The 22,032-nt window shown below is 27.5% G+C and carries 23 protein-coding genes and 1 pseudogene; 16 read left to right on the forward strand and 8 right to left on the reverse strand.

The window, feature by feature from the left end; genetic code table 11:
- Window positions 1-88 precede the first annotated feature (88 nt).
- Window positions 89-544 carry an IS200/IS605 family transposase gene (gene tnpA, locus ACQZHJ_RS07085; RefSeq protein WP_124044959.1) on the forward strand — a complete coding sequence of 152 codons (456 nt, stop codon included), beginning with the start codon at window positions 89-91 and terminating at the stop codon, window positions 542-544.
- Window positions 545-647: 103 nt separating this feature from the next.
- On the opposite strand, the gene ACQZHJ_RS07090 is transcribed toward tnpA, so the two are convergent.
- Together ACQZHJ_RS07090 and ACQZHJ_RS07095 are read right to left on the reverse strand one after the other, a co-directional pair.
- Entirely contained in the window at window positions 648-893 is a 246-nt protein-coding gene (locus ACQZHJ_RS07090) for a hypothetical protein (protein WP_430484845.1), read from the reverse strand.
- 366 nt (window positions 894-1,259) lie between these two features.
- Complete coding sequence (locus tag ACQZHJ_RS07095; protein WP_430484846.1) at window positions 1,260-1,421, reverse strand: hypothetical protein; 162 nt, start codon at window positions 1,419-1,421, stop codon at window positions 1,260-1,262.
- A 113-nt stretch (window positions 1,422-1,534) separates the two neighbouring features.
- On the opposite strand from ACQZHJ_RS07095, the gene ACQZHJ_RS07100 reads away from it, so the two are divergent.
- From ACQZHJ_RS07100 to ACQZHJ_RS07125, 6 genes are all read left to right on the forward strand, one after another.
- Window positions 1,535-1,984, forward strand: a complete 450-nt coding sequence (locus ACQZHJ_RS07100; protein ID WP_430484847.1) for a hypothetical protein — start codon at window positions 1,535-1,537, stop codon at window positions 1,982-1,984.
- A 291-nt stretch (window positions 1,985-2,275) separates the two neighbouring features.
- The gene (locus ACQZHJ_RS07105; protein ID WP_430484848.1) at window positions 2,276-2,803 is read left to right on the forward strand and encodes a hypothetical protein; all 528 of its coding nucleotides are present in this window, start codon (window positions 2,276-2,278) and stop codon (window positions 2,801-2,803) included.
- Window positions 2,804-2,914: 111 nt separating this feature from the next.
- A complete protein-coding gene (locus ACQZHJ_RS07110; protein ID WP_430484849.1) occupies window positions 2,915-3,379 on the forward strand; it encodes a hypothetical protein in 465 nt (154 codons plus the stop codon).
- Window positions 3,372-4,112, forward strand: coding sequence for a hypothetical protein (locus ACQZHJ_RS07115; RefSeq protein WP_430484850.1), 741 nt, complete (start codon window positions 3,372-3,374; stop codon window positions 4,110-4,112). Before ACQZHJ_RS07110 ends, ACQZHJ_RS07115 begins: the two co-directional genes overlap by 8 nt.
- Before the next feature lie 366 nt (window positions 4,113-4,478).
- Entirely contained in the window at window positions 4,479-4,715 is a 237-nt protein-coding gene (locus ACQZHJ_RS07120; RefSeq protein ID WP_430484851.1) for a branched-chain amino acid ABC transporter substrate-binding protein, read from the forward strand.
- A gap of 385 nt (window positions 4,716-5,100) precedes the next feature.
- Window positions 5,101-5,349 (forward strand): hypothetical protein, encoded by a 249-nt coding sequence (locus tag ACQZHJ_RS07125; RefSeq protein ID WP_430484852.1) that lies wholly within the window; start codon window positions 5,101-5,103, stop codon window positions 5,347-5,349.
- Between the two features lie 375 nt (window positions 5,350-5,724).
- Here ACQZHJ_RS07125 and feoB read toward each other — a convergent pair whose 3' ends face one another.
- From feoB to ACQZHJ_RS07145, 4 genes are all read right to left on the reverse strand, one after another.
- Window positions 5,725-7,734, reverse strand: coding sequence for a ferrous iron transport protein B (feoB, locus tag ACQZHJ_RS07130; RefSeq protein ID WP_430484853.1), 2,010 nt, complete (start codon window positions 7,732-7,734; stop codon window positions 5,725-5,727).
- A gap of 91 nt (window positions 7,735-7,825) precedes the next feature.
- The gene (locus ACQZHJ_RS07135; RefSeq protein WP_430484854.1) at window positions 7,826-8,050 is read right to left on the reverse strand and encodes a FeoA family protein; all 225 of its coding nucleotides are present in this window, start codon (window positions 8,048-8,050) and stop codon (window positions 7,826-7,828) included.
- A 12-nt stretch (window positions 8,051-8,062) separates the two neighbouring features.
- A complete protein-coding gene (locus tag ACQZHJ_RS07140) occupies window positions 8,063-8,281 on the reverse strand; it encodes a FeoA family protein (protein WP_430484855.1) in 219 nt (72 codons plus the stop codon).
- A gap of 61 nt (window positions 8,282-8,342) precedes the next feature.
- A complete protein-coding gene (locus tag ACQZHJ_RS07145; RefSeq protein WP_430484856.1) occupies window positions 8,343-8,609 on the reverse strand; it encodes a FeoC-like transcriptional regulator in 267 nt (88 codons plus the stop codon).
- Between the two features lie 643 nt (window positions 8,610-9,252).
- Here ACQZHJ_RS07145 and hcp point away from each other — a divergent pair.
- Window positions 9,253-10,894 (forward strand): annotated as a pseudogene (gene hcp, locus ACQZHJ_RS07150) (hydroxylamine reductase).
- 194 nt (window positions 10,895-11,088) lie between these two features.
- Here the strand turns inward: hcp and ACQZHJ_RS07155 are convergent.
- A complete protein-coding gene (locus ACQZHJ_RS07155) occupies window positions 11,089-11,613 on the reverse strand; it encodes a GNAT family N-acetyltransferase (RefSeq protein WP_430484857.1) in 525 nt (174 codons plus the stop codon).
- A 575-nt stretch (window positions 11,614-12,188) separates the two neighbouring features.
- Here ACQZHJ_RS07155 and ACQZHJ_RS07160 point away from each other — a divergent pair.
- The 8 genes from ACQZHJ_RS07160 to ACQZHJ_RS07195 all read left to right on the forward strand — a co-directional run bounded on the left by ACQZHJ_RS07160 (window position 12,189) and on the right by ACQZHJ_RS07195 (window position 20,331).
- Window positions 12,189-12,797 (forward strand): DUF3267 domain-containing protein, encoded by a 609-nt coding sequence (locus ACQZHJ_RS07160; RefSeq protein ID WP_430484858.1) that lies wholly within the window; start codon window positions 12,189-12,191, stop codon window positions 12,795-12,797.
- Between the two features lie 330 nt (window positions 12,798-13,127).
- The gene (locus tag ACQZHJ_RS07165) at window positions 13,128-13,703 is read left to right on the forward strand and encodes a hypothetical protein (protein ID WP_430484859.1); all 576 of its coding nucleotides are present in this window, start codon (window positions 13,128-13,130) and stop codon (window positions 13,701-13,703) included.
- Between the two features lie 251 nt (window positions 13,704-13,954).
- Entirely contained in the window at window positions 13,955-14,665 is a 711-nt protein-coding gene (locus ACQZHJ_RS07170; RefSeq protein WP_430484860.1) for an ABC transporter ATP-binding protein, read from the forward strand.
- Between the two features lie 29 nt (window positions 14,666-14,694).
- The gene (locus ACQZHJ_RS07175; protein WP_430484861.1) at window positions 14,695-16,302 is read left to right on the forward strand and encodes a putative ABC transporter permease subunit; all 1,608 of its coding nucleotides are present in this window, start codon (window positions 14,695-14,697) and stop codon (window positions 16,300-16,302) included.
- Between the two features lie 129 nt (window positions 16,303-16,431).
- The gene (locus ACQZHJ_RS07180) at window positions 16,432-17,442 is read left to right on the forward strand and encodes a DUF4003 family protein (RefSeq protein ID WP_430484862.1); all 1,011 of its coding nucleotides are present in this window, start codon (window positions 16,432-16,434) and stop codon (window positions 17,440-17,442) included.
- Window positions 17,443-17,592: 150 nt separating this feature from the next.
- Complete coding sequence (locus ACQZHJ_RS07185) at window positions 17,593-17,775, forward strand: DUF4177 domain-containing protein (RefSeq protein ID WP_430484863.1); 183 nt, start codon at window positions 17,593-17,595, stop codon at window positions 17,773-17,775.
- A gap of 151 nt (window positions 17,776-17,926) precedes the next feature.
- Window positions 17,927-18,172 carry a hypothetical protein gene (locus tag ACQZHJ_RS07190; protein WP_430484864.1) on the forward strand — a complete coding sequence of 82 codons (246 nt, stop codon included), beginning with the start codon at window positions 17,927-17,929 and terminating at the stop codon, window positions 18,170-18,172.
- Window positions 18,173-18,417: 245 nt separating this feature from the next.
- Window positions 18,418-20,331 carry an FUSC family protein gene (locus ACQZHJ_RS07195; RefSeq protein ID WP_430484865.1) on the forward strand — a complete coding sequence of 638 codons (1,914 nt, stop codon included), beginning with the start codon at window positions 18,418-18,420 and terminating at the stop codon, window positions 20,329-20,331.
- Between the two features lie 109 nt (window positions 20,332-20,440).
- On the opposite strand, the gene ACQZHJ_RS07200 is transcribed toward ACQZHJ_RS07195, so the two are convergent.
- Window positions 20,441-21,988, reverse strand: coding sequence for a [FeFe] hydrogenase, group A (locus tag ACQZHJ_RS07200; RefSeq protein WP_430484866.1), 1,548 nt, complete (start codon window positions 21,986-21,988; stop codon window positions 20,441-20,443).
- Between the last annotated feature and the right edge of the window lie 44 nt (window positions 21,989-22,032).

Raw genomic sequence — 22,032 nt, forward strand, 5'->3', positions numbered from 1 at the left:
TGAGCTTTAGCGATGTAATAAAAAACCTCCTTTTGTTAAAATGAAAATAGGTTCGCAGCCAATTTTCGTAACAAAGGGAGGTTTTTAAATGGATACAAACAGTTTAGCACATACAAAATGGAATTGTAAATATCATATAGTATTTGCACCAAAATACAGAAGGAAAGAAATATATGGAGAGAAAAAACAAGAGATAGGTAAGATATTAAGACAGCTTTGTGAATGGAAAGGAGTTAAGATAGTCGAAGCGCACGCTTGCGTAGACCATATACATATGCTTGTTGAAATACCACCAAAAATGAGTGTTTCAAGTTTCGTTGGATTTTTAAAAGGTAAGAGTAGTCTTATGATTTTTGAGAAGTTTTCAAATTTAAAATATAAATATGGAAATAGACATTTCTGGTGCAGAGGATTTTACGTTGATACTGTCGGAAAAAATAAGAAGGCAATTGAAGAATATATAAGAAATCAAGAACAAGAAGATATGATAGCTGATCAAATTAGTATAAAAGAATATATGGACCCTTTTAAGGGTAGCAAGTAAAGAAGTATGCGGCTGGCGGACCAATTTAAGCGTCTTAAGACGCAACGCAAGTAGCATGCCCTTATAGGGCTGAGGAAATACCACCAGCTAAGCTGGTGGATTTTTATTTTTCAGTTGTATTAAGCTTATTTTCTAATCCGATTAACTCATCGTTAGATAAGTCAAGAGCTTTAGCTTTTTCTAAAGTTTCTTTTGCTTTATCATATTCTTTATCTGCAATATATGTAGTTATCTCACCCATATAATTATTTAGTTTATTTTTCCTTTTTATATATTCGCTAGAAAAATATCCACCATCTGCAATTATTATTATAATCAATATAATAACCCATATTTTCTTACCCCTCATATATAAGCCTCCTTAAAATAGTCCCTTTATTATTATAATTCTCCTGAATTTTCCTTTCAAATAATATAATCTTAAGATATGTTCATAAAATCTTATATATAGCCTTTACAAGTGATAGAAAGTTGCTTAATTAATAATAACTAAGAATTATTTAAGCTTATTAAGTTAAATAAGCAAATAAGATAAATTTGATTCTATAAGTTTAAAAAGTCAAATATATATTAACATTTGTAATAATGTGGTAAAACAAGGTGTGAAATTATAAAGGGGGTAAGTGGTCTGTCAAATTTAGTTAAAAAACTTGTTTTGATAGATCACTTATTTAATTCAATATGTTTTAAATAGAATTACAGAAGATATTAAGCTTTATATGTTTCTAACCTTTCTATGACCACACGCTGGGCATTTAAAAACTAGTTTACTTTCTTCATCATAATCATAAGCAAACTTATTTTCATCCATTTCTTCACCGCAAATTTCACATAATTCTTTTTTTATATTATCTTTATTTAAAGTTTCTTTGTTCATCACTATTCTCCTTTAAAATATTCATACTATAATTATAGTTTTTAAACAATATATTGCAAATTTTATGGTAAAATAAGTAATAAAACAATTGTATTGAGAATGGGGGAAGAGGTTTGGTTAAGGAAAAGATAAGATCTAAATTTATTAATGAATGGGTATTAGGAATGCTGTTATTTGTTTCTGTATTTATTATATTTTATCAAGGGAACATTATAAAAAAGTCAGAAGAGAAACTGATTTATGATTTGGAACAAAATATGGCAATAATACAAAAATCAATGATTGATTTGAGGGATGAAAAGAATTTTGATGATATGCATAGTGCTGTTAAAGAAATGAGAGTTATAGGTGGGTATTTTGATAACTTAAATAATATTGATAATTTGAATGAGGGAGGGATTGGATCTTTATTTAGAGAATTTGATGTTATGATAAATGATAGCAAGGAAAGAGCATGTACTTTTTTTGAAAATGAGGAAAACAGAATTCTTTTAAAGAAGGTTTCTATGAATTATGAAGATTGGAAATCTATAAATGAGCTTATAAAGAGGGTTGGGTATTAATATTATTAATTATTTATTAATAGTTAGAATTAATTATTGTTTAATAGTATAAGTTTGTTTTAAGAAAATGTAGTATTTACAAAGAACTGTTAGAGTTTTACTATTTGTGGTATTATATATACAGATGATAATAAATTGTTAATAAGAATTTATTAATGTGAATAATATTTATTAATTATCTTTGGGTTACAACAATATATTTTAAAATAACACTTCATATAATTAATTTATAAGAAGTATTTAATAGGGGCTTAAACAATATAATATTTTAAAAATGAAGGAGAACAGAGAATGGGAACTACTACATACAAGACAAAGAACGGGAATTTTGTAATTGATTCTAAAAAGCTTAATGAGAAGGTCACTGAGGTTTATAAAACTTATGGATTTGATCTTAATTTATATGAGTTTGAGGATGAAGTTGACAAAGTTTTTTATCTTAGATATGCAGTTATGAAGCTTAAGGAAGAATTAGTTGGTAAGAAGGCTAAAAGTGAAAAAGAAAGCATAGCTGAAAATTGGTACGAGCTTATGAGTGAGAAGTTTGGACTAGATTGGAATAAGGAGAATGCTTGGTGTAAGTATATTTCAGAGAAGTATATTGTTTGTGAAGTTACTTCAAGTGGTATGATTGTTCCAGAAGCATGTTTTGACACTAAGGTTGAGGCACTTATGGAGTTTCTTAAGATGGGAGCAAGTGATAATCTAAAAGTATTTAGAGGGACTGCTGTATGTAAGGAAATATGTGGAGAAGAAGTCTTAATATCAGTAAAAAGACAGGATGAATACGTATTTCCACCATTCAGAGAAGGATTTTAATAAATTATATTACGAAATACTTTTATTGCTTAAAAAATTTAGATTACAGGTAATATTGATGTAATGATTTTAATATATTAACATAGGATTAATTTTTTAAGGGATAGATATATGAATTGGATTGACGTAAATTCTTTAGAAGAATTAAAAAAACTTGGAAGTTTTAAAGAGCTTAAGAAGAAAATACAAGAAGAGGTAGGCCCTTTAGTTAATATGAAATCTAGAGGATGGGCTGAACTTTATAATAAGATAGTTTGCTATAAAGAGGTTTTAGAATGTGCTAAGAAATTATTACCGGAACCAGAAGTTATAATTAATGAGGTAATTAATGTTCCTAATGGATATTTCACTAGTGTAAGTAATGAATATATCTTCTATTTATTAGAGTTAGATGGGGATGTTAGAGCTAGGAAGCTTGGAATAACTAAGACACATTATAGTAATAGGACTAGAGCAAAGAATTGGATGACTAAGATAGCTAAGAGTATCCATCCTGATCATTGTAATCATCCAAAGGCTGATAAGGCTATGGCAAAACTAAATACTCTTTATAAGAATATGGTAAAGAATGGCTAATAAAAAAGAATGTGATTGCACTGACTTAGTAGTCTTAAAATATAGTGCTAGTGACTTTGAATTTGAAATGCCAGAGAAAGAGGAAGAACTTGCTCCAAAGGTGTATAAAGAAATTGAAAACGCCTGGAAAGGCTCTTCCTTTTTAGATGATAAGGGATGGGTATGGATTAGAGAAGATAGGCTACATTCAATACTTAGGACAACAAAGGGAAATGCGGCATATCTTTTAGATAGAATTTATGATAAGTATAAAGTTAATATTGGACAATACACGTATGTAAGAGGATTTGAGATTATAAAGATAATATATAAGAGAATAGAAGAGAGTGGAGTTGGAAAAACAGAAAAATATCTTTCACTTTCTAAGAATTATTATGAGGCTATATTAAATAGTGATAAAGCTAAAGTTTTAAGGCTAGAACATAGTAAGCTTATGTCAGAGTCAAGAAAATCATTAAAAAAGAAAAGAAGGACGAGATATAAACTTGATATTGATGAATTGACATTGGAAAAACTTAATTATAGAACTGCTGAATTTTCTCATATAAGAAGTGTTGCTATGTATCCAGAATATTCAAAGGATGTTGAAAATGGGTTGTTAGTTAATAAAGAAACTCATAAGATAATAACAGCTAAAAATATAAATGATGAAGAAGAGTTATTTGAACTTTGTAAAGAAATGGATTGGAGTTTAGCTTGGTATGACATATTTAAAGAATACTTTAATCAATGATATTATGGTGATAGTTGATATTAAATAAATGTGAATAGTGTTAACTGAAAATTGAAGAAAATGTTTACATAAATGAGTGGAAGTAGTATAATAAAAGTGGCAAGAATAGAGAGTTTTATAGTAGAAAATCAAGGCTTAAGCTTTGTTTTCACAGTTTTGTAAATACTACAAGCTTGAAAAATTAGTTGTAAATGTTTCTTTGATAATTTTTAAAAGCCATAGCCTTGGTTTTCTAAAAATATAGACCAATTTCTTGCCAACTTATTATATGGTGGTAAACTTGGAAAGCTTTAAAGTTGATTAAGGACTTTATATTTTAGCATAGTTCATGTAAGGAATTTATGATTAGTATAAGGGGTGTTGAATATGTTATTTAAAGAACAAGAACCTATGAAAATAACTTTAAATCAAAACTTTTTAAGCAGAGTTGATTTTATGAGAGCTGTAGTTAGGTGCTTAATAAGAGAAAATAAGGATTGCCAAGTTGTAGATCTTTATCATTTAATGATTGATAATAAAAAATATTATATAAGAGAACAAAATTTAACTCCAGAGGGAGCTAAGTGTATTAAAAATGCCATTCTCCTTCCAGTTGAAGAGTAGCTAATATAGGTTTTGATTAAACATTAGGACTTTGAAAAGAAGTCCTAATGTTTATGTTTTTTATTGGAAATTAAAATGGTTATGTGACTTATAATATATATTATAAAATATAAATAAATAGTAAACATGCTAATTAAAACTATAGATTATCTTTAGTTTTTAAAGTTAAAGTGGTATAATATAGTGAGATAACCTTAACTTGTAATTTAAAATATTTATTTACATATAATTATGATAGTAAATATAAGTTACATGACAAGGTTAAATTTTTGTCTTAGCTTAGAATTACATAGCAAAATTTAAGGCAGGAGTTTATAAAAATTACTTCAATTGGTATATTATATTGAATCAGTCTAAGCTTTGATAGGTTTTAGAGGTGATGTCTGTGTTTCATAATTGGGATAAGATTAATTTTGAATTCAATCAAAGATTCCATACAAAAGGAGAAATTATGAAAGCTGTTGATAAACAGCTAAGAGAAGAGGGAAGAACATGTACAATTATGAATATACATTACATAATTGTAGATGGAAGAAAGTATAGACTTAAAGAAGAGGCTAGCAATTCCCCTGAGATAAGTAGTCCTATTAAGAAAGTTATGCTTACAGAAGTTCCAAAGGTTAACTACATTTAGAACTAAAAAGTGTACATATTTAAAAGAGCTAATTTTATAAATTTTAGGTTAGTATTTATATACTTTTAAGTATATAATAAACCTAATTTATAAGATTGGTGATTTATAATATTAAATGATAATGTTTACTTATTAAACTATGATTATAAAAAAGATAATAATTGAGTTTATCATATAAAAACGAATTAAAATGCTTTCAATAAATTACATTTTAAAATATAACCGCAAAAAAAGGCTAAGAGCATATATAGTTGTTCTTAGTCTTTTTTATTTTAAAAGTAAATAAAATGCCAAGAGACTATTGGAAGGAGGTCTCTTGGCTAATATATATTAATTATAATTAAATAAATAATTATAATTAGAAGGCTATTTATTTTATTGGAAACCTAATAGTAATCCAACTTGATAAACTATTGTTGACAATACTAAAGCAACTACAAATGTGTAGACTGCTGAGAAGATTGTCCACTTCAGTGAATTTGTTTCTCTTTTTATAGCTCCTAATGCTGCTAAGCAAGGAGTATATAGTAACGTCATTACTAAGAATGAAGCTGCTGAAAGTGGTGTAAATACTTGTTGAATTGTATTTACTAAAGCTTCTCCCTCAGAAACACCTGCATAAACCATACCCATAGTTGAAACGACAGATTCTTTTGCTAATATACCAGTAATTAATGATACACCAGCTTGCCAAGTACCATATCCAGCTAATGTGAATAGAGGAGCAACAAAGCTTCCTATCATACCAAGGTATGAATGTTCACTGTTTTGTTCAACTCCTAATGGGAATATTGATAATGCCCAAAGAACAATCATCATTGGGAAGATTATCATACCTGCTTTCTTGAAGAAAGCACTAGCTTTTTCCCACATTAGTAAAGAAACGTTTTTAATTGATGGTAGTCTATAAGACGGTAATTCCATTACAAAGTATGAAGATTCGCCTTTAAATAAGGTTTTACTAAATATTTTACCACTTATTAATGCTATAATAATTCCAAATACATATAGTCCAAACAATATTAAACCTTTATGACTAGGGAAGAATGCTTCTATAAATACCGCATATATAGGCAATCTAGCACCACATGATATAAATGGGTTAATAAGTATTGCTATCATTCTATCTTTTTTGTTTTCTAGTGTTCTTGTAGACATTATTCCAGGAACATTACATCCAACTGAAACAATCATCGATACGAAAGTTTTACCGTGAAGACCTAAAGCTCTCATAAGTCTATCCATAACATAAGCAGCTCTTGCCATATATCCACTGTCCTCTAAAAGACCTAGTAAGAAATACATAACCATGATTAGTGGTAAGAATGAAAGAACAGATCCAACACCAGCAAATATACCACCATTTATGAAATCAACTATAAGAGTAGGAGTACCAATACTAGCAAAACATGCTGATACGTTTTCTCCAGTTTTAGCAATAACCTCTCCAAACCATTCTTGTATTCCGGCTCCAATTAAAAAAGTTAATTCATATAAACAATACATTATAAGTGCAAATAGTGGAATTCCTAAATATTTATTTGTAACTATTTTATCTAGCTTTTCAGTAAAAGTGGTTTTCTTTTCTTTAAGTTGTTTTATATTACCTTGAGTAATTGAAGCTATGAAAGAGTATCTCTTATCTACAACAGACATTTCAGCTTCAAAACCAATTTTATCTTCAATTTTTTTATTACTGGCTTCAAGTTGAGTGAATATACTTGGTGCATTAAGTTTCTTAACAACACCCTTCATGTATTCATCATTTTCTAATAATTTCAGAGCAGTCCAGTCAACTGGGAATTCTAATTTATTCTTATATTCATTGAGAACATTAGAAAGATTTTCAATCTCAGTATCAATTTCTTCTCCATAGATTATTTCAAGATTTTCTGAACCTTTCTTAGTATTAATAGCAGTTTCAATAAGTTCATTTATACCTCTATTTTTAAGAGCTGATGTTCTAACTATGGGAACACCTAATTTTTTTGAAATTTTATCAGCATCTATGTTTAAACCTAAGCTTTCAGCTTGATCAATCATATTAAGAGCAATAACAACATTTGCTCCCATTTCTATAAGTTGAGTAGTAAGATAAAGGTTTCTTTCAAGGTTTGTTGCATCCACAACGTTTATAACAACGTCAGGATTGTCTTTCATTATGTAGTTTCTAGCAACTATTTCATCTTCAGAGTAGGCACCTAAGCTATATGTTCCAGGTAAGTCCACTACCTTATAGCTTTCTCCTTTAAACTTTAATGTTCCTTCTTTCTTTTCTACTGTAACACCTGGCCAGTTTCCTATATGCTGTCTTGATTTTGTAAGTAAGTTAAATAAACTTGTCTTACCACAGTTAGGATTACCGGCTAACGCAATTGTTAACATTAAATTTCCCCCTTAATAATTATTCGATTTTAGTTTTAATTGTTACATAAAATATACCAACACAAAGTCTATCTCTAAACTTATAAGATTTTTAATTAACTTCTCTAACAAATATTTTCTGAGATAATGTCCTGTCAAGTGCAAGACGAGTTCCATTTATACCAAGAATAAGGCCAGCACTATCATTTTTTATAATTTCAATATAATTCCCCTTTGAAATTCCTATCTCTCTAAGCCTTTTACCTAGGGCATCATCTAGTAATATTCTTTCAACTTTTATAGAAGTACCACATTTTGCTAAAGCCATTGGCATCATAATGAATACCTCCTAAACATATATACTCTTAGCTTCAGTTTTTCTTAAAGTAAGTTTATATCCTCTTACCATAACTTCTATTGGATCGCCTAATGGGGCTTTGCCGGTGATTTCTAAAGTAATACCAGGAGTTATCCCCATGTCTAAAAGTCGTCTCTTTACTGAACTATCTTTTTCGAGCCCCTTTACTACTAGCTTCTCACCAATATTCTTCTTTTCTAAGGTTTCCATTCATATCCCTCCTAATTATAATTTAGCTTTAAAAACTTTAATACCTGTTTGTATTAAGAAATTAGTCTATAAGATTTAGACCCTTCTTTGTTATTTCCCAACCTGAAAGTGGAGAAAGATTATTTGAACAACCACATCCACAGTTTGAGCATTTTTCTGTTGAACATCCAGAAATAGTAGTTTTATTTATAAACCCTTTTTTTTCTAGTTGCTCTTTATACATTTCTACCATTAGTTCACTAATATTAAGTTTTTTAGCAATAGTAGCTGAAGAAAATTCTCCAGATTCTTTCATTACTTTTAAAATTTCCTTTAACGTTTCAATCACACCTTTTTAATTATTTTACTTTGTTGTAAGTGATAATTAATCTCAAGTGCTATTATATTACTTGTGATAATAAATTTCAATTGCAAACAAATATCGTGAAAACTTATTCAGTTAAATTAGCTTCATAAAGAAAAGATTTACTCTTAAATTCTAAAATTAACATATTGTTTTATGAATGTTAATTATTATGTAAATAAAAGGGGGGAATAAGTTGGTTAGATTAATAAAAAAGAGGGGAAAATCCCCTCACAATGTGAATTGAAAAAATTAATATAAGTTTTGAAATGAGGTAACTAAAAAAGTTCATATAGACAAATACATAACTTGTGTGAAGTGACAAATAAATGTTTTAAGTAAGTTTTATATATAGAGTTAGAGGTTTTAAAGGAGATGTGTCTGTATTAAATAAAAAGGTTATAACTCTATATAACATCAAAACAAGGAGGTGGTTATGTATAAGTCTATATATTATTAATATGAAATTTTAAGATTTTTGTGAATAGTATCTTTTATTTATTGGATTCGAATACTTATGAAGATAAAGGGAATAGTAATATAGAAATTATATGTTATTAGTATTTTTGATTGTATAATATAAAATTTATTAATATGCTAAGGAGGAGTTAAAGTGGAAAAATCACTTATGTTTTGTTATCAATGTGAGCAAACAGCTGGTGGAAAAGGATGTACTAAAATGGGAGTCTGTGGAAAAACACCGGAGGTAGCTAATTTGCAAGACCTTTTAATATTTCAACTAAAAGGAATTGCTTGTTATGGTAAAGCTATTATAGAAAATGGTGGTGAAGTTTGTAAAGAGGTTATAGAGTTTATAGAAAATGGATTATTTACTACACTTACTAACGTTAACTTTGATCCAGAAGTTCATGTTAATCTTCTAATAGAATCACAAAAGATAAAAGAAGAATTAAGGGGGAAAGCTCCACAGGGAGAATATCCAGAACAAGCTACATATAATTTAAGTGATACTAAGGAGAAGATGTTAGATGATTCTGTTAGAGCTGGAATAATGTATGATGATTCTATTGATCAAGACATACGTTCTCTAAGAAGCACTATATTATATGGATTAAAAGGGATAGCGGCGTATGGGCATCAAGCAAGATTTATAGATTACCACGATGATGAAGTTGACAAGTTTTATTTAATTGCTTTAGAAGCTTTAACAAATGATAAGCTTACACTAGATGATTTAATAGCTCTAACAATGAAAACAGGAAATATTGCTATAGATGTTATGAAACTTTTAGATGATGCAAATACAACTAGATATAATCATCCTTCTCCTAAGATGGTTAATGTAACTTTAAAGAAAGGTTCCATTTATAATAGTATCAGGACATGATTTAAGAGATCTTGAGATGTTATTAGAACAAACAGAAGGTACAGGTATTAATATATATACTCATGGAGAAATGTTGCCAGCTCATGGATATGAAGGTCTTAAAAAGTATAGTCACTTAGCAGGTAACTTTGGATCAGCTTGGCAAAATCAACAAAAAGAATTTGATAATATACCAGGGTGTATATTAATGACAACAAACTGTTTAATGAAACCTAGAGAAAGCTATAAGGATAGAATATTTACTACAAGTGTTGTAGGATGGGAAGGAATAGAATATATCAAAGCAGATGAAAAAGGATATAAAGATTTTAGTAAAATAATAAATAAGGCTTTAGAACTTGGCGGATATGATGAGGATGAAGAAGAAAAGGAAATATTGGTTGGATTTGGACATAATGCTACCTTAAGCCATGCAAATGAAATTGTTGAAGCTGTTAAAAGCGGAAATTTAAAACATTTCTTTGTGATTGGTGGATGTGATGGAGCAAGACCAGGTAGAAATTACTACACTGATTTTGCAAGAGAAGTTCCAAAGGATTGCGTTATTCTTACATTAGCTTGTGGAAAATACAGATTCAATAAATTGGATTTTGGTGAAGTTGCAGGATTACCTAGATTATTAGATGTAGGTCAATGTAATGATTTATATTCAGCTGTTAAAATAGCTATTGCTTTGGCTGATGCTTTTGATACAAATGTTAATGCCTTACCACTTAGCATAATACTGTCTTGGTATGAACAAAAGGCTGTTGCTGATCTTCTAGCTTTATTAGCTTTAGGCATAAAAGGAATGTATTTAGGACCATCATTACCAGCATTCTTATCACCTAATATCCTTCAATATTTAGTAGATAATTTTGATATTAAACCAATAAGTACACCAGAAGAGGATATTAAAGTATGTTTACGTCAAAATATTTAAATGATTTATATCAAAACTTAATAATAAAACTTTCAAAGTTATTTTGATACATCTACTTTAAATGAGGCTCTGTTTTAAAGGAATTGAGATTATACTTATAATTAAAGTGGTCTTTCATTCCTATCTATAAATCAACACTAATTTAAAACAGAGCCTTAAATAAAAATTAACTTAAAATATGATTAAGAAAATATTTAGAATACTTTCTTTAAAATACATCTTCCATCTTCATAAAATACCATACTTTCTTTATAACCTAAAGATTTCCAAAACGATTCATTTCTCTTATTAGTAGGAGTAAGTTCAATGTATTTACTTCCCTCCATTCTCATAGTATGTTCTAGTAATTTATAAGAAAATTTTCCAAAACCATTATTTCTATATTCTTCGTTTATGCAATACTCTAAGATTATTGATTTGCCTCTTTCATCAATATATATTATATAAGTAGCAAATCCTAATACTATATCCTTATCTTTAAAAAAAACAATATTAAGAGGATTAAAATCGCGCTCAGAAAGTTCTATTACTGAATCTCTATAATCCTTTGATAAAAAATAATTTAGGTCTTCTTTGTTTGAAGGAAGGGCTTTGAAAATATGATTTATATATTTATCAAACATATCCCAAAATAAGTTTAAGTCTTTAAAACTTCTAATTTTATAAATTTCAATAAACATAAATAAAAATAGTGAAGCTATATTAAATAGCCAACACAAAACCTCCTTTTCTTATATAAAGTTTTAGAAATATTAATTTTAATATGTTAATTAGAATTGAAAAAAACAGGTTCTCTATATTTAAGAAGGAGATTTTAAAATATTTAGAGAACCTTTAAGAGTATGAGTTTAAATGATTATATTTCATATATATGTATATATTTTCTAAATATTAGCAAATGAATAAATAAAATATTTATAAGATTAAATGGAATATATTTCTTTAGGAAAAATTGTAGTATTATGGTATAATAAGGTTAATAGGGGATTAATTATTTCATAAACCTTGTATTTTTATACAGGGTTTATATTTATTTAGTGATTTATTTAAAAGATATTATATTGTTGTTTTAATTTAAATATTTGGGCAATAAATTTAATAAGTTATTTGAATATATAATAATAGTATATTTGGTTAGGTATTTTATAAGGGAAAGTGTTAGATGTGTTATTTAAAATAAAAAGGGGAGGTGAATGTCACTAGTTTTATAATACTAAAACTTGTTTTGATGGATTAGTGTTATAGTTATGGAATTAAGTTGTTTTATAATTGAAATATATTAGTGACTGAATGTTTGAAGTTAGTTTGGAAAGGAAAATTTAAAGGAATTGAGGACTTACCTATTGTAGAATTACCTGATAATGCTGTCATGTTTGAAGAGCCAGAAACAGGTGCAGAGATTGCTAGAAGAATTACAAATTTTTTAGTTCCAATTGTGATATTTTTACTTTTAGTAGTCTTGATTAGAAGAAAAGTAAATGGATATTTTACTTTATTAAATGTTCTAAATCCATGGGGTGTTATATTAATTCCTTTTAGTTTATTACCACACGAATTTTTACATGCGGTAGTATTTCCCAAATATGCCAAAGTGGAAATGTGGTATTCAATTAAAGAGATGATTGCCTTGGTTACATCAACCACAGCAATATCAAAAGGAAGATTTGTATTTTTAAATCTTTTACCAAACATAGTATTTGGGTTTTTACCCCTTATAGTATGGATTTTTATACCCAATAACATGTATTTTATTGGTGGGCTTTTATTTACTTTTGCTTTTATAAGTTTAATAATGGGAGTTGGAGATTTTATGAATGTATACAATACCATAAAACAGGTACCAAAGGACGCTATGATTCAAGTATCAGGATTTAACTCTTATTGGTTTTGTAAGGAAAAGTAATTTAAATATATGAAAAAGGTTTAGCCAGTTAACCAGTTATATTTATCTATGAAATTTTAGATAGATATTTTAAAAACTAAAAATAACTTATTGATTAATTTATCTTTTAATAAATTCTTAAATTAGATAATTAGTGAATTAAAACTTTCACAAGGAAAAAAGCAAGTTTTATACTTGCTTTTTTTATTTTTTTATAAATATTTAAGTGAAAGATGATATAATATAAGAGAAAGTTTATGCATTCCTACTATATATGCATAAATTATTAGAATGACATATCAATATGAAATGTTTTAAACAATAGATAAGTTAGAATAGGAGGAATTTAAGATGAGTTTTTTCGGAAAAAATGGAGATGCAAAAAGCGAAATAGAAGTTAAAGTTAACGATGAAGGAACTTTAGAAAATGTTGAGTTTAATGAAGAGGATGTAGTATCAGAAGGAGAAAATCTTAACTACGATTTAGAAGAGGAATTAGTAGAAAAAAGCTCACATGATTTAGAATTATATGAAGAAGGTGAACTTTTAAATCCTATTCCAATGCCAATTAAGCAAGAAGAAAATATGCTTGATTACGTGGTTACTCTTTCAGAGGAACAAAAAGTAAAGTTAAATGAACTTATACAAGCTAATGATTATGCTGGTGTAGGACGTTTGCTTTCAGATCATAAGAGAATAATATCAACACCAAAAGAGATATTTAACATAGTATTAAATTTTGATGAAAGTGCAATTATACCTTTTAAATCTGCAATGGTTTTAGGTTTAGATGAATTTGATGCTTTTAATGTTTTAGCAAGAACATATCCAATAATAAGAGAACTTGATAGAACTAAAATATCAATAAAGAGAATAAATAGGGTTCAACAGGCACAAGTTCTATTTATTGATGGACAGGCTAGATAATTAAAATATATTAAAGTATAGAAGTAAGTAAATTGAGGAGCTGTATTAAAAAGTTATTTTGGTACGGCTCCTTTTAATTTAATTTGTTTAATATATTATAAAGTGTTACTGCATAACTTATATAGTTGAACTATTATAATAAGATAAGTTGTTAAATTAATATAAATAAATTTATAAATATATAGGAATTGAATAATTAATGGAGAATTATATATAAATTAGTCTATATTAAAAGAAATGGAGTGGAGTAGATGTTAAGTGTTAAGAATTTTTCAAAAGCATATAGTAATGGTAAAAATGTAGTTAGTAACATTTCTTTAGAAGTAAAAGAAGGAGATATATTTGGTTTCATAGGTCATAATGGAGCTGGAAAAACCACAACAATAAAATCAATAGTCGGTATTTTAGAGTTTACAGAAGGAGAGATTACTTTAGATGGACTATCAGTAAAGAAAAATCCAATAGAATATAAAAAGCAGATTGCATATATACCAGATAATCCTGATATTTATGAGTCACTAACAGGAATACAGTATTTAAGTTTTATTGCAGATATTTATGGCGTTGAAAAAGAAGAAAGAGAAAAGCTTATTAGGGAGTATGGAGATAGATTTGAGTTGACTAAAAGTTTAGGTGGACTTATAAGTTCATATTCCCATGGTATGAAACAAAAATTAGCTATAATATCAGCTTTAATTCACAAGCCAAAGTTATTTATATTAGATGAACCTTTTGTTGGATTAGATCCTAAAGCATCGCATACGCTTAAAGAAATAATGAAGGAATGTTGTAAAAATGGAAGTGCAATATTTTTCTCTACGCATGTTTTAGAAGTTGCAGAGAAGCTATGTACAAAGATTTCTATTATAAAAGATGGAGAAATAGTTGCATCAGGAAAAACAGAAGAGGTAATTGGAAATAGAAGTTTAGAAGATATTTTTATGGGATTAATTGATAAATAGACAGTAATAAATAGAAAGGATTTTAATATATGAATAATCTACTCACACTATTAAAAGTTAATTTTATAAATAATTTAGGGTTAAATACTTTTTTATTAAAAGGACAAGAACATAAGGAAAAGAAAAAGGCAGTTAGCAAAACATTAATTATGATATTGGCTCCAATTGCTATGATATATGTATCAGCTGTATATTCATTTCTTTTAAGCGATATGCTAAAAGAAATAGGGGGAATGGAGTTATTAATTATATTGGGTATTATAGGAAGTGCTGCTTCAGTTTTTATTACAACTATATATAAAGCACAAGGTAATTTATTTTCTTTAAAGGATTTTGATATGTTAATGTCACTTCCTATAAAAAATAGTGTAATATTTGCAAGTAAGTTAATGGATTTACTGCTATTAAATTGGATATTTACAACATGCTTTATATTGCCACCAGCTCTAATATATTTTAATTATTCTAGTGGAAATATAGTTGCTTTTCTTTCAATACTGATAATATCAATATTATTTATTCCATTAATACCTGTTTTACTTGGATCAATATGTGCTTTTATAATAGCTTTTATAGCTTCAAGAGTAAAATTTAAAAACTTAATAACTACTATAGGAAGTATGATTCTTTTTTTAGGAATATTTTTAATATCATTTAAGGCTCAGAATTTATTGAATTCTTTAGTGCAAAATAGTACAGGAATAATAGATTTGCTAAGTAAGGTTTATCCACCTGCTTATTTTCTTAGTAATGCTTTAGTTCAAGAGAGTTATATAGAACTTTTAAAATTCATAGGGGTTTCTTTAATTCCATTTATAATTTTTATTTATATATTTGCATCTCAATTTGAAAAGATAAATTCAAAGCTTGGAGAAAGCTATAAAAAAGTAGAAGACTATAAGGTTTCCAATCTAGAAGCTAATGGTCAACTAAAAGCTTTATATTTAAAGGAATTAAAAGGATATTTTTCAATACCTATATACATTTTAAACACTGCTTTTGGAATGCTTTTATTGATAGTTGGAGCAGTATCTATATTTTTTATGGATATAAATACATTAGGTGCATTTTTAGGGATAAAAGAAGTAGCTGATAAGATAAGTTTATTCGTTTTAGGGTTATCTGTATTCTGTATTGGATTATCAGCAACAACACCAGCATCTATATCCTTGGAGGGAAAGAATATTTGGATAATTAAATCACTTCCAATAGATGAAAGAAATATATTTATGAGTAAGATATTAGTATGTCTAACAATTACAGTACCAGCTTTAATAGTTACAAATATATTGTTTACTATAGGACTAAAGTTTTCTATTACTACATTTATTTTAAACTTAGTAGTAACTTTATTATTTGCTTTAGTATCAGCAGTAACAGGACTTATAATAAATTTAAATTTTATAAACTTAGAATGGTCATCACCAACAGTTGTTGTAAAACAGAGTGCTAGTGTTTTTATAAACATGGTATTTACATTTGCTAGCATAGCTTTAGGGGTAATACTGTTTTTAATATTTAAAGGGATTAGTATAGAGCTATACATGGTTATACTTGCAGTTATATTATTAGTAGTGCTCTTAATTGAAAAATATTTTTTAATTAAGAATGGAAGAGAAAAATTATATAGTGCTTAAAATTAAATTCTACCTATATTAACTAGATTTATATGATATAAATTTAAACGGATTTAGGTGGAATTTTTATTTTATTATCTGTTAATATTAAGTAAATAAGTTTTGATTTATAAAAAGGAGTAAAGTATTATGAGAGATATTATTGCTGAAAGATTAAATTTATTCATTAAAAATAATGAGATATTAGAAGAAGTAGTAGGACTTGGATTTTCCTCTGTTAGCCTTATGAGAAAGTGTGCAGCATTAAATCTTACAACAAAAAATAAGATTGCAGATAAAAGCAAAATTGAAGAGTCTGTTAAGATAATAAAAGATAAAACATCTATATTTTCTAATTTCAGAGGAAATAATCTTTTAAATACTGCAATTAATATTTATGAAGAAGATAATGTAAGTGATGCCTTAGAAGATATAAATGCTATTTATAAAGGATTAAAAGAAGAGTTTTTTAATAATCAATATCTTATATTAGCTGCTCAGATAATATATTTTGCAAGAAAAAGAGCTGTAGTCAGTAAAGCTATAACAGATACAGGATTAGCCTACGGACATATGAAGAAGGATCATATATTTTTAACAGGGCAAGAAGATATATGTGCAGCAGCTCTTATAGCTACTACATCAATAAACCTAGAGGATACTTTTAGAGAGGTTGAAGATTGTTATACCCTTTTAAATGCAGCTGGATTCCCAAAGAGAAATGAATTACAAGGATTATGTAATATGTTATCTATTATAAATATTGAAAAACATGAGAAGTGTAAAATGGTTGTTAAAATGAATAATACTTTGAATAATCACGACATTCCATTAAGAAGGTATGCAATGCCTCTACTAGGAATAACACCTTTTATATGCGATGATTATGATTTATTTGCAAAAGAGGCAAAAGAAGTTTCTGATAAGCTAAAAAAAATTAGAGGGTTTGGCTTCTTTAGCATATCAGGTTATATAAGAGATATGATAGCAGTTTCTATAGTAGCATCTGTTTATGCAGAAAGTTTAAATGAAGAACTTAATGAACAGATGATAAGTTTAACTAACAATGCATCATTAAATATTGTTATAGCTATGCAAATAGCAACAGCAAGTGCAGCGGCAGCAGCTGGTGCGGCAGCTGCATCTTCAGCAAGCAATTAGTGTATGAATATTTATTATAAGAATTATTATAATGAATAGACAAATGCTCTATTTTTATTTATAAATATGGAATAATTTTAATACAATAAATGGAATTGGTGTTATAATTTATATATAAATGCTATGTTATGTTTTAGGAGGGAATTTAAAATGTATAGATATGAATATGTTGAATGTTCAGCTGCGGGATTAATGTTTGGAGAATCTAATCATAGAGAATTAATTGATCAGTATGCAGAATTAGGTTGGAGATTTGTTGGGGCTATTCCTACAAGTTTTAGTGGACATGGTAATCCAAAGACATTTGATTTAATATTTGAAATTGTAGTATAGGGAATACAACGGTATTTAAGAGGAAGATTAGGTATGTTTAAATTAGATCATTTTGTAACCAATATAGACAAAGAGTATAAAAGATAAGAGTTTATAAGTAAGAAGTTAAAAATAGAAAATATAAATCTCTATAATGAGGAAAGTAAAATTTATGAAGAATAACTTGAAAATAAAGAGCGTATTGAAATGGAGTGGATTTATAATATTATCACTTTTCATAAGTAGATGTTATAGTTTAAGTGATAATATACGATTTTTAATAGAATATGGTGATTTTTTTAAAGATAAAGAAGTACAGTCATATATTCTTGAAAATTTAGCTAATTTAGATATATGTATATTTATAATTTCAATTGTTCTATTAGGATTATATATTAGATTTATACTATATAAATGAGAAATTTAATAAGGGATTATATCAAAATAATTTTTTGAGGCTCTGTTTTAAATTAGCGTTGATTTCTAGATATAGTTAGAAATCAACATATACTTAAAGCAGAGTCTTTTAATGCCTAAATTTTCAAAAAAACTAAATTTGTTAAGAAATAGAATTAGGGTTCAACTAAGTAGTTTTTTTTGTGAACAAATTGTAACTAAATATGTTACAATTTTAATAGTGATTACTATAAGAAGGTGGACATTATGAATCTGAAAGAAATAAAAAAAGTATTTAATAAGGCATTACCTCCTACGGTATTATCTTTATTACTACTTTTTATAAACATCAAATATTTCGGAGCTAACAACATACTTATTTCTACGTATATGACATTAACTTTTATAAGAATGAGGACATATTTAATAATAGAGAAAAATATATTTAAGCCTTTATTTATTCATTTAGGTATTGGAGTATTAGCGTCTTTAGCTAGTATTGAGGTATGGAGTGGAGCGTTTATAAATTTCTTTGGAGTAACAATACTTGTGTACTTATTAACCGATGATTATAATCCAGGAAGTTATTTTCCATATTTAATGGCATTTGTTTTACTTCAAATATTCCCAACAACTGTTAGTGAAATACCAAAAAGGTTAATAGCTATTGGAGTATCATATTTAATAGTGTATATTTTTTTAATAGTTTTATCTCCAAAAGGAGATAGAACAAAAATTTATTCATTGATAGAAAGTGGTTTTAATAATATACAATTACAGTTTGAAGATTTGAATAAGGGAGAAATTAATAATATAAAGACAAGGCAGCTTGAACTTTTTGATATTTGTAGAGATTTAAATAGATTCGTTTACTCTGGAGGACAAAATAAATATTATCAGATTATAGTAGCCTTTCAACATATAAATAATTTAATATTAGACTTTATAAGTTCAAAAAGTATGCTTAATGATAACAAAAAAGAGCTTGAAAAGATGTGTAGCCTATTTAAAAATTTAAAAAAAGATTTTAAGAATCCAGAAAAATCTAAAGATGATATATATATCTTTAAGGAGAGTATGAAATTTACTAATAAGAACTTTAGTTATTATGTTAATTCAGTATTAGAATATTTATGTGAGGCTATTATACATGCTAATTTTAATAGATTTAATTTAGTTAAATTATTGGACTTTAGAAGTAGTAAGGAATATTTCCAGGTCTATAGTAAATATGATTTAAAACTAAATGAATTTAAGTTGAGATTTGCTATAAGAATGGCAATAATACTAACTTTATCTTTTTTTACTATTAGAGTTTTTAATCTTCCGAAAGGATATTGGCTACCAATGACTGTATTTTTACTTGCTTTACCATTTTATGAGGATAGTAAAGAGAGGGTAAAAGATAGATTTTATGGAACTGTTATAGGTCTTATTTTAGCATTTGTATTATTTTCTATATTTAAGGGGCATGAAATGCATATTTTTATCGTGGTTATAAGTACATTTTTAATGTATTCATTTAAGAAATATGGAACAATGAGTATTTATATAACATGCTATGCTATGGCAATAACAACATTTTCCATGAGAGATGGAGAAGCTATAATGCTAAGACTTTTATATACGGTTTTAGCTGTTTTAATTGTATTATTTGCAAATAGATTCATATTACAAAATAAAAATCATGTTGAACTTTTAAATATGATTAAAAGATTACTTGATTTAGATAAGATAATAGTGAGTAAGATACATAATGTTTTAAATGGTGAGTTTGATCAGTATGAAATAAGAAGAATAGTATATTCCTCTTATTTAATAAGTGGAAGAATAGAGATGCACAATATATCAAACAATGAAGAGGAAAGAAAAGATATTAAGATGCTTATGCTAGCTAATAGTGAGTTTATTATCTCAGTAGTAAACTATGCTATTGTATTACATAGTGGAATAAATGATGAACTAGATTACGAGTATATAAATTCAGGGTTGAAAATTATTGATGAAAGGTTGAAATGTTTTAATGATAACTTTTTAGTACTTAAAGATAACATTGGAGAAAAATGTGACAATATACAACTGATAAAACATGGAGAAAACTATAAAAATTATTGTTTAATAAAATGTATAGATAGAATATATGAAGTAGAAAAAAGACTAAATATTATAGAGAATTTATAAGTTAGCTTTATAATAGAGAATTAAAATAAGGACATAATTAATAGATGTATAATCTTTTGATTATGTCCTTTAAATTAGCTTATAAGTACAGCTCTATTGGCATAGCACTTTAACTATATTCTATATGAAGAATGCTTTTGGCTTTAGGTCCTCCAATATCTCCAAGATAAGAGAGATATAGTTCTTTTATATCTTTATTTTCATGGGGGAGTCTTACTTTAGAGTTTAAATCAAAGTTTTCTAGGACGTTTTGACGTAGTGTTATATAGCTTTCTTCTAAAAGAGAATTATTACTTTTATCAAAATAATTAATATTTATTGCATTGCTTCGACATAAATTATTACAAAGAGTACATCCAACACAACTAGGTGGAGAAACTCTAGCTGTGCGTTTAGAAGAAAATTCTATAGCTCCAACAGGACAATTTTCAATACAGGTTCCACAAGATATACATAGTGGTTCAATGACCTTTGCCTTCTTTGAAACTTTAGGAGTGCCACCACCATTTACACATCCACCAGGACAAGCCATAACTTCTATGAAGTGATAATTTTTCCATTCACCACTATTTAAAAAATTAATTAAGTTTGAAATTCCACTTACAGCAGCGGCCTTTATATCTAAGTTGTTTATTTTATAGTTAATTACTTTAACTCCATCAAATCCATTTAGGTAATTTAATTTTGTATTAGAAATAGCATCTATATTTTCAGAACTATCACCAAGATAATAAGCAAGAGTTCTGAGAGTACTTCTTAATACCCCACCAGCATTTCCAAATATAGCAGCACCACCACTAGCATCTCCAAGTAAATCATCTGGTTCAGTATCAGGTATATCCCTTAAATCAATTCCTTTTTCTTTTAGATATTTAGCATATTCTCTAACTGTAAAAACAGCATCGACATCTTGATAACCATCTCGTCCCATTCCATCTCTTAATGCTTCGAATTTTTTGGCAGTACAAGGTTTTATAGATGTAACGAATATATCACTAGGAGGTAAGTTGTTTTTTTCTGCGAAGTATGTTTTTATGGTTGCGCCTAGTAATTGTTGAGGAGATTTGCAAGTGGATATATATGGTAATAAATCGGGTCTAAATCTTTCAGCCCACTTAATCCATGCTGGACAACAAGATGTAAACATTGGAAGTATTCCATTTGTCTTAATTCGCTGTTCTAATTCTTTTGCTTCTTCAACAACGGTTAAATCTGCTCCAAAATCAGTTTCAAAGACTTGATTGAATCCAGCTAGTCTTGCACTAGTTGAAAGTTTAGAGGAAACATCTGTCCCTATAGGAAGGTTGAACTCTTCCCCTAGGGTTGCTTTTAGAGAAGGCGCAAATATAGCAACCATATATTTATTTTCCTCTTTAGCTTTTAGAATTTCCTCTTCAGGGTTTAATGAGTTTATTGCACCAGTTGGACAAAATAAAGTGCATTGACCACAGTAAATACAGTTACTTTTATTAAATGTTTCCTTTTTAGGTTCTATAACTTTTTGATTAGGTAGTGATAATCTCAAAACAGATATTTTGGTTGATTTAGTACATGTTAAGGCACAAGCCGAGCAAGCAATACACTTTTTAGGTTTTATATATATTGTTTCATTTGGAGTTCTGTTAAACTTTTTAAATTTAAGGTTTTTCTTACTCAAGTATATTTCCTCCTAAATAATATTTACATATAAATATATTTTTG

Origin of the sequence: Clostridium sp. B9 (assembly GCF_050509515.1) — a bacterium.
Lineage (GTDB): Bacteria > Bacillota > Clostridia > Clostridiales > Clostridiaceae > Sarcina.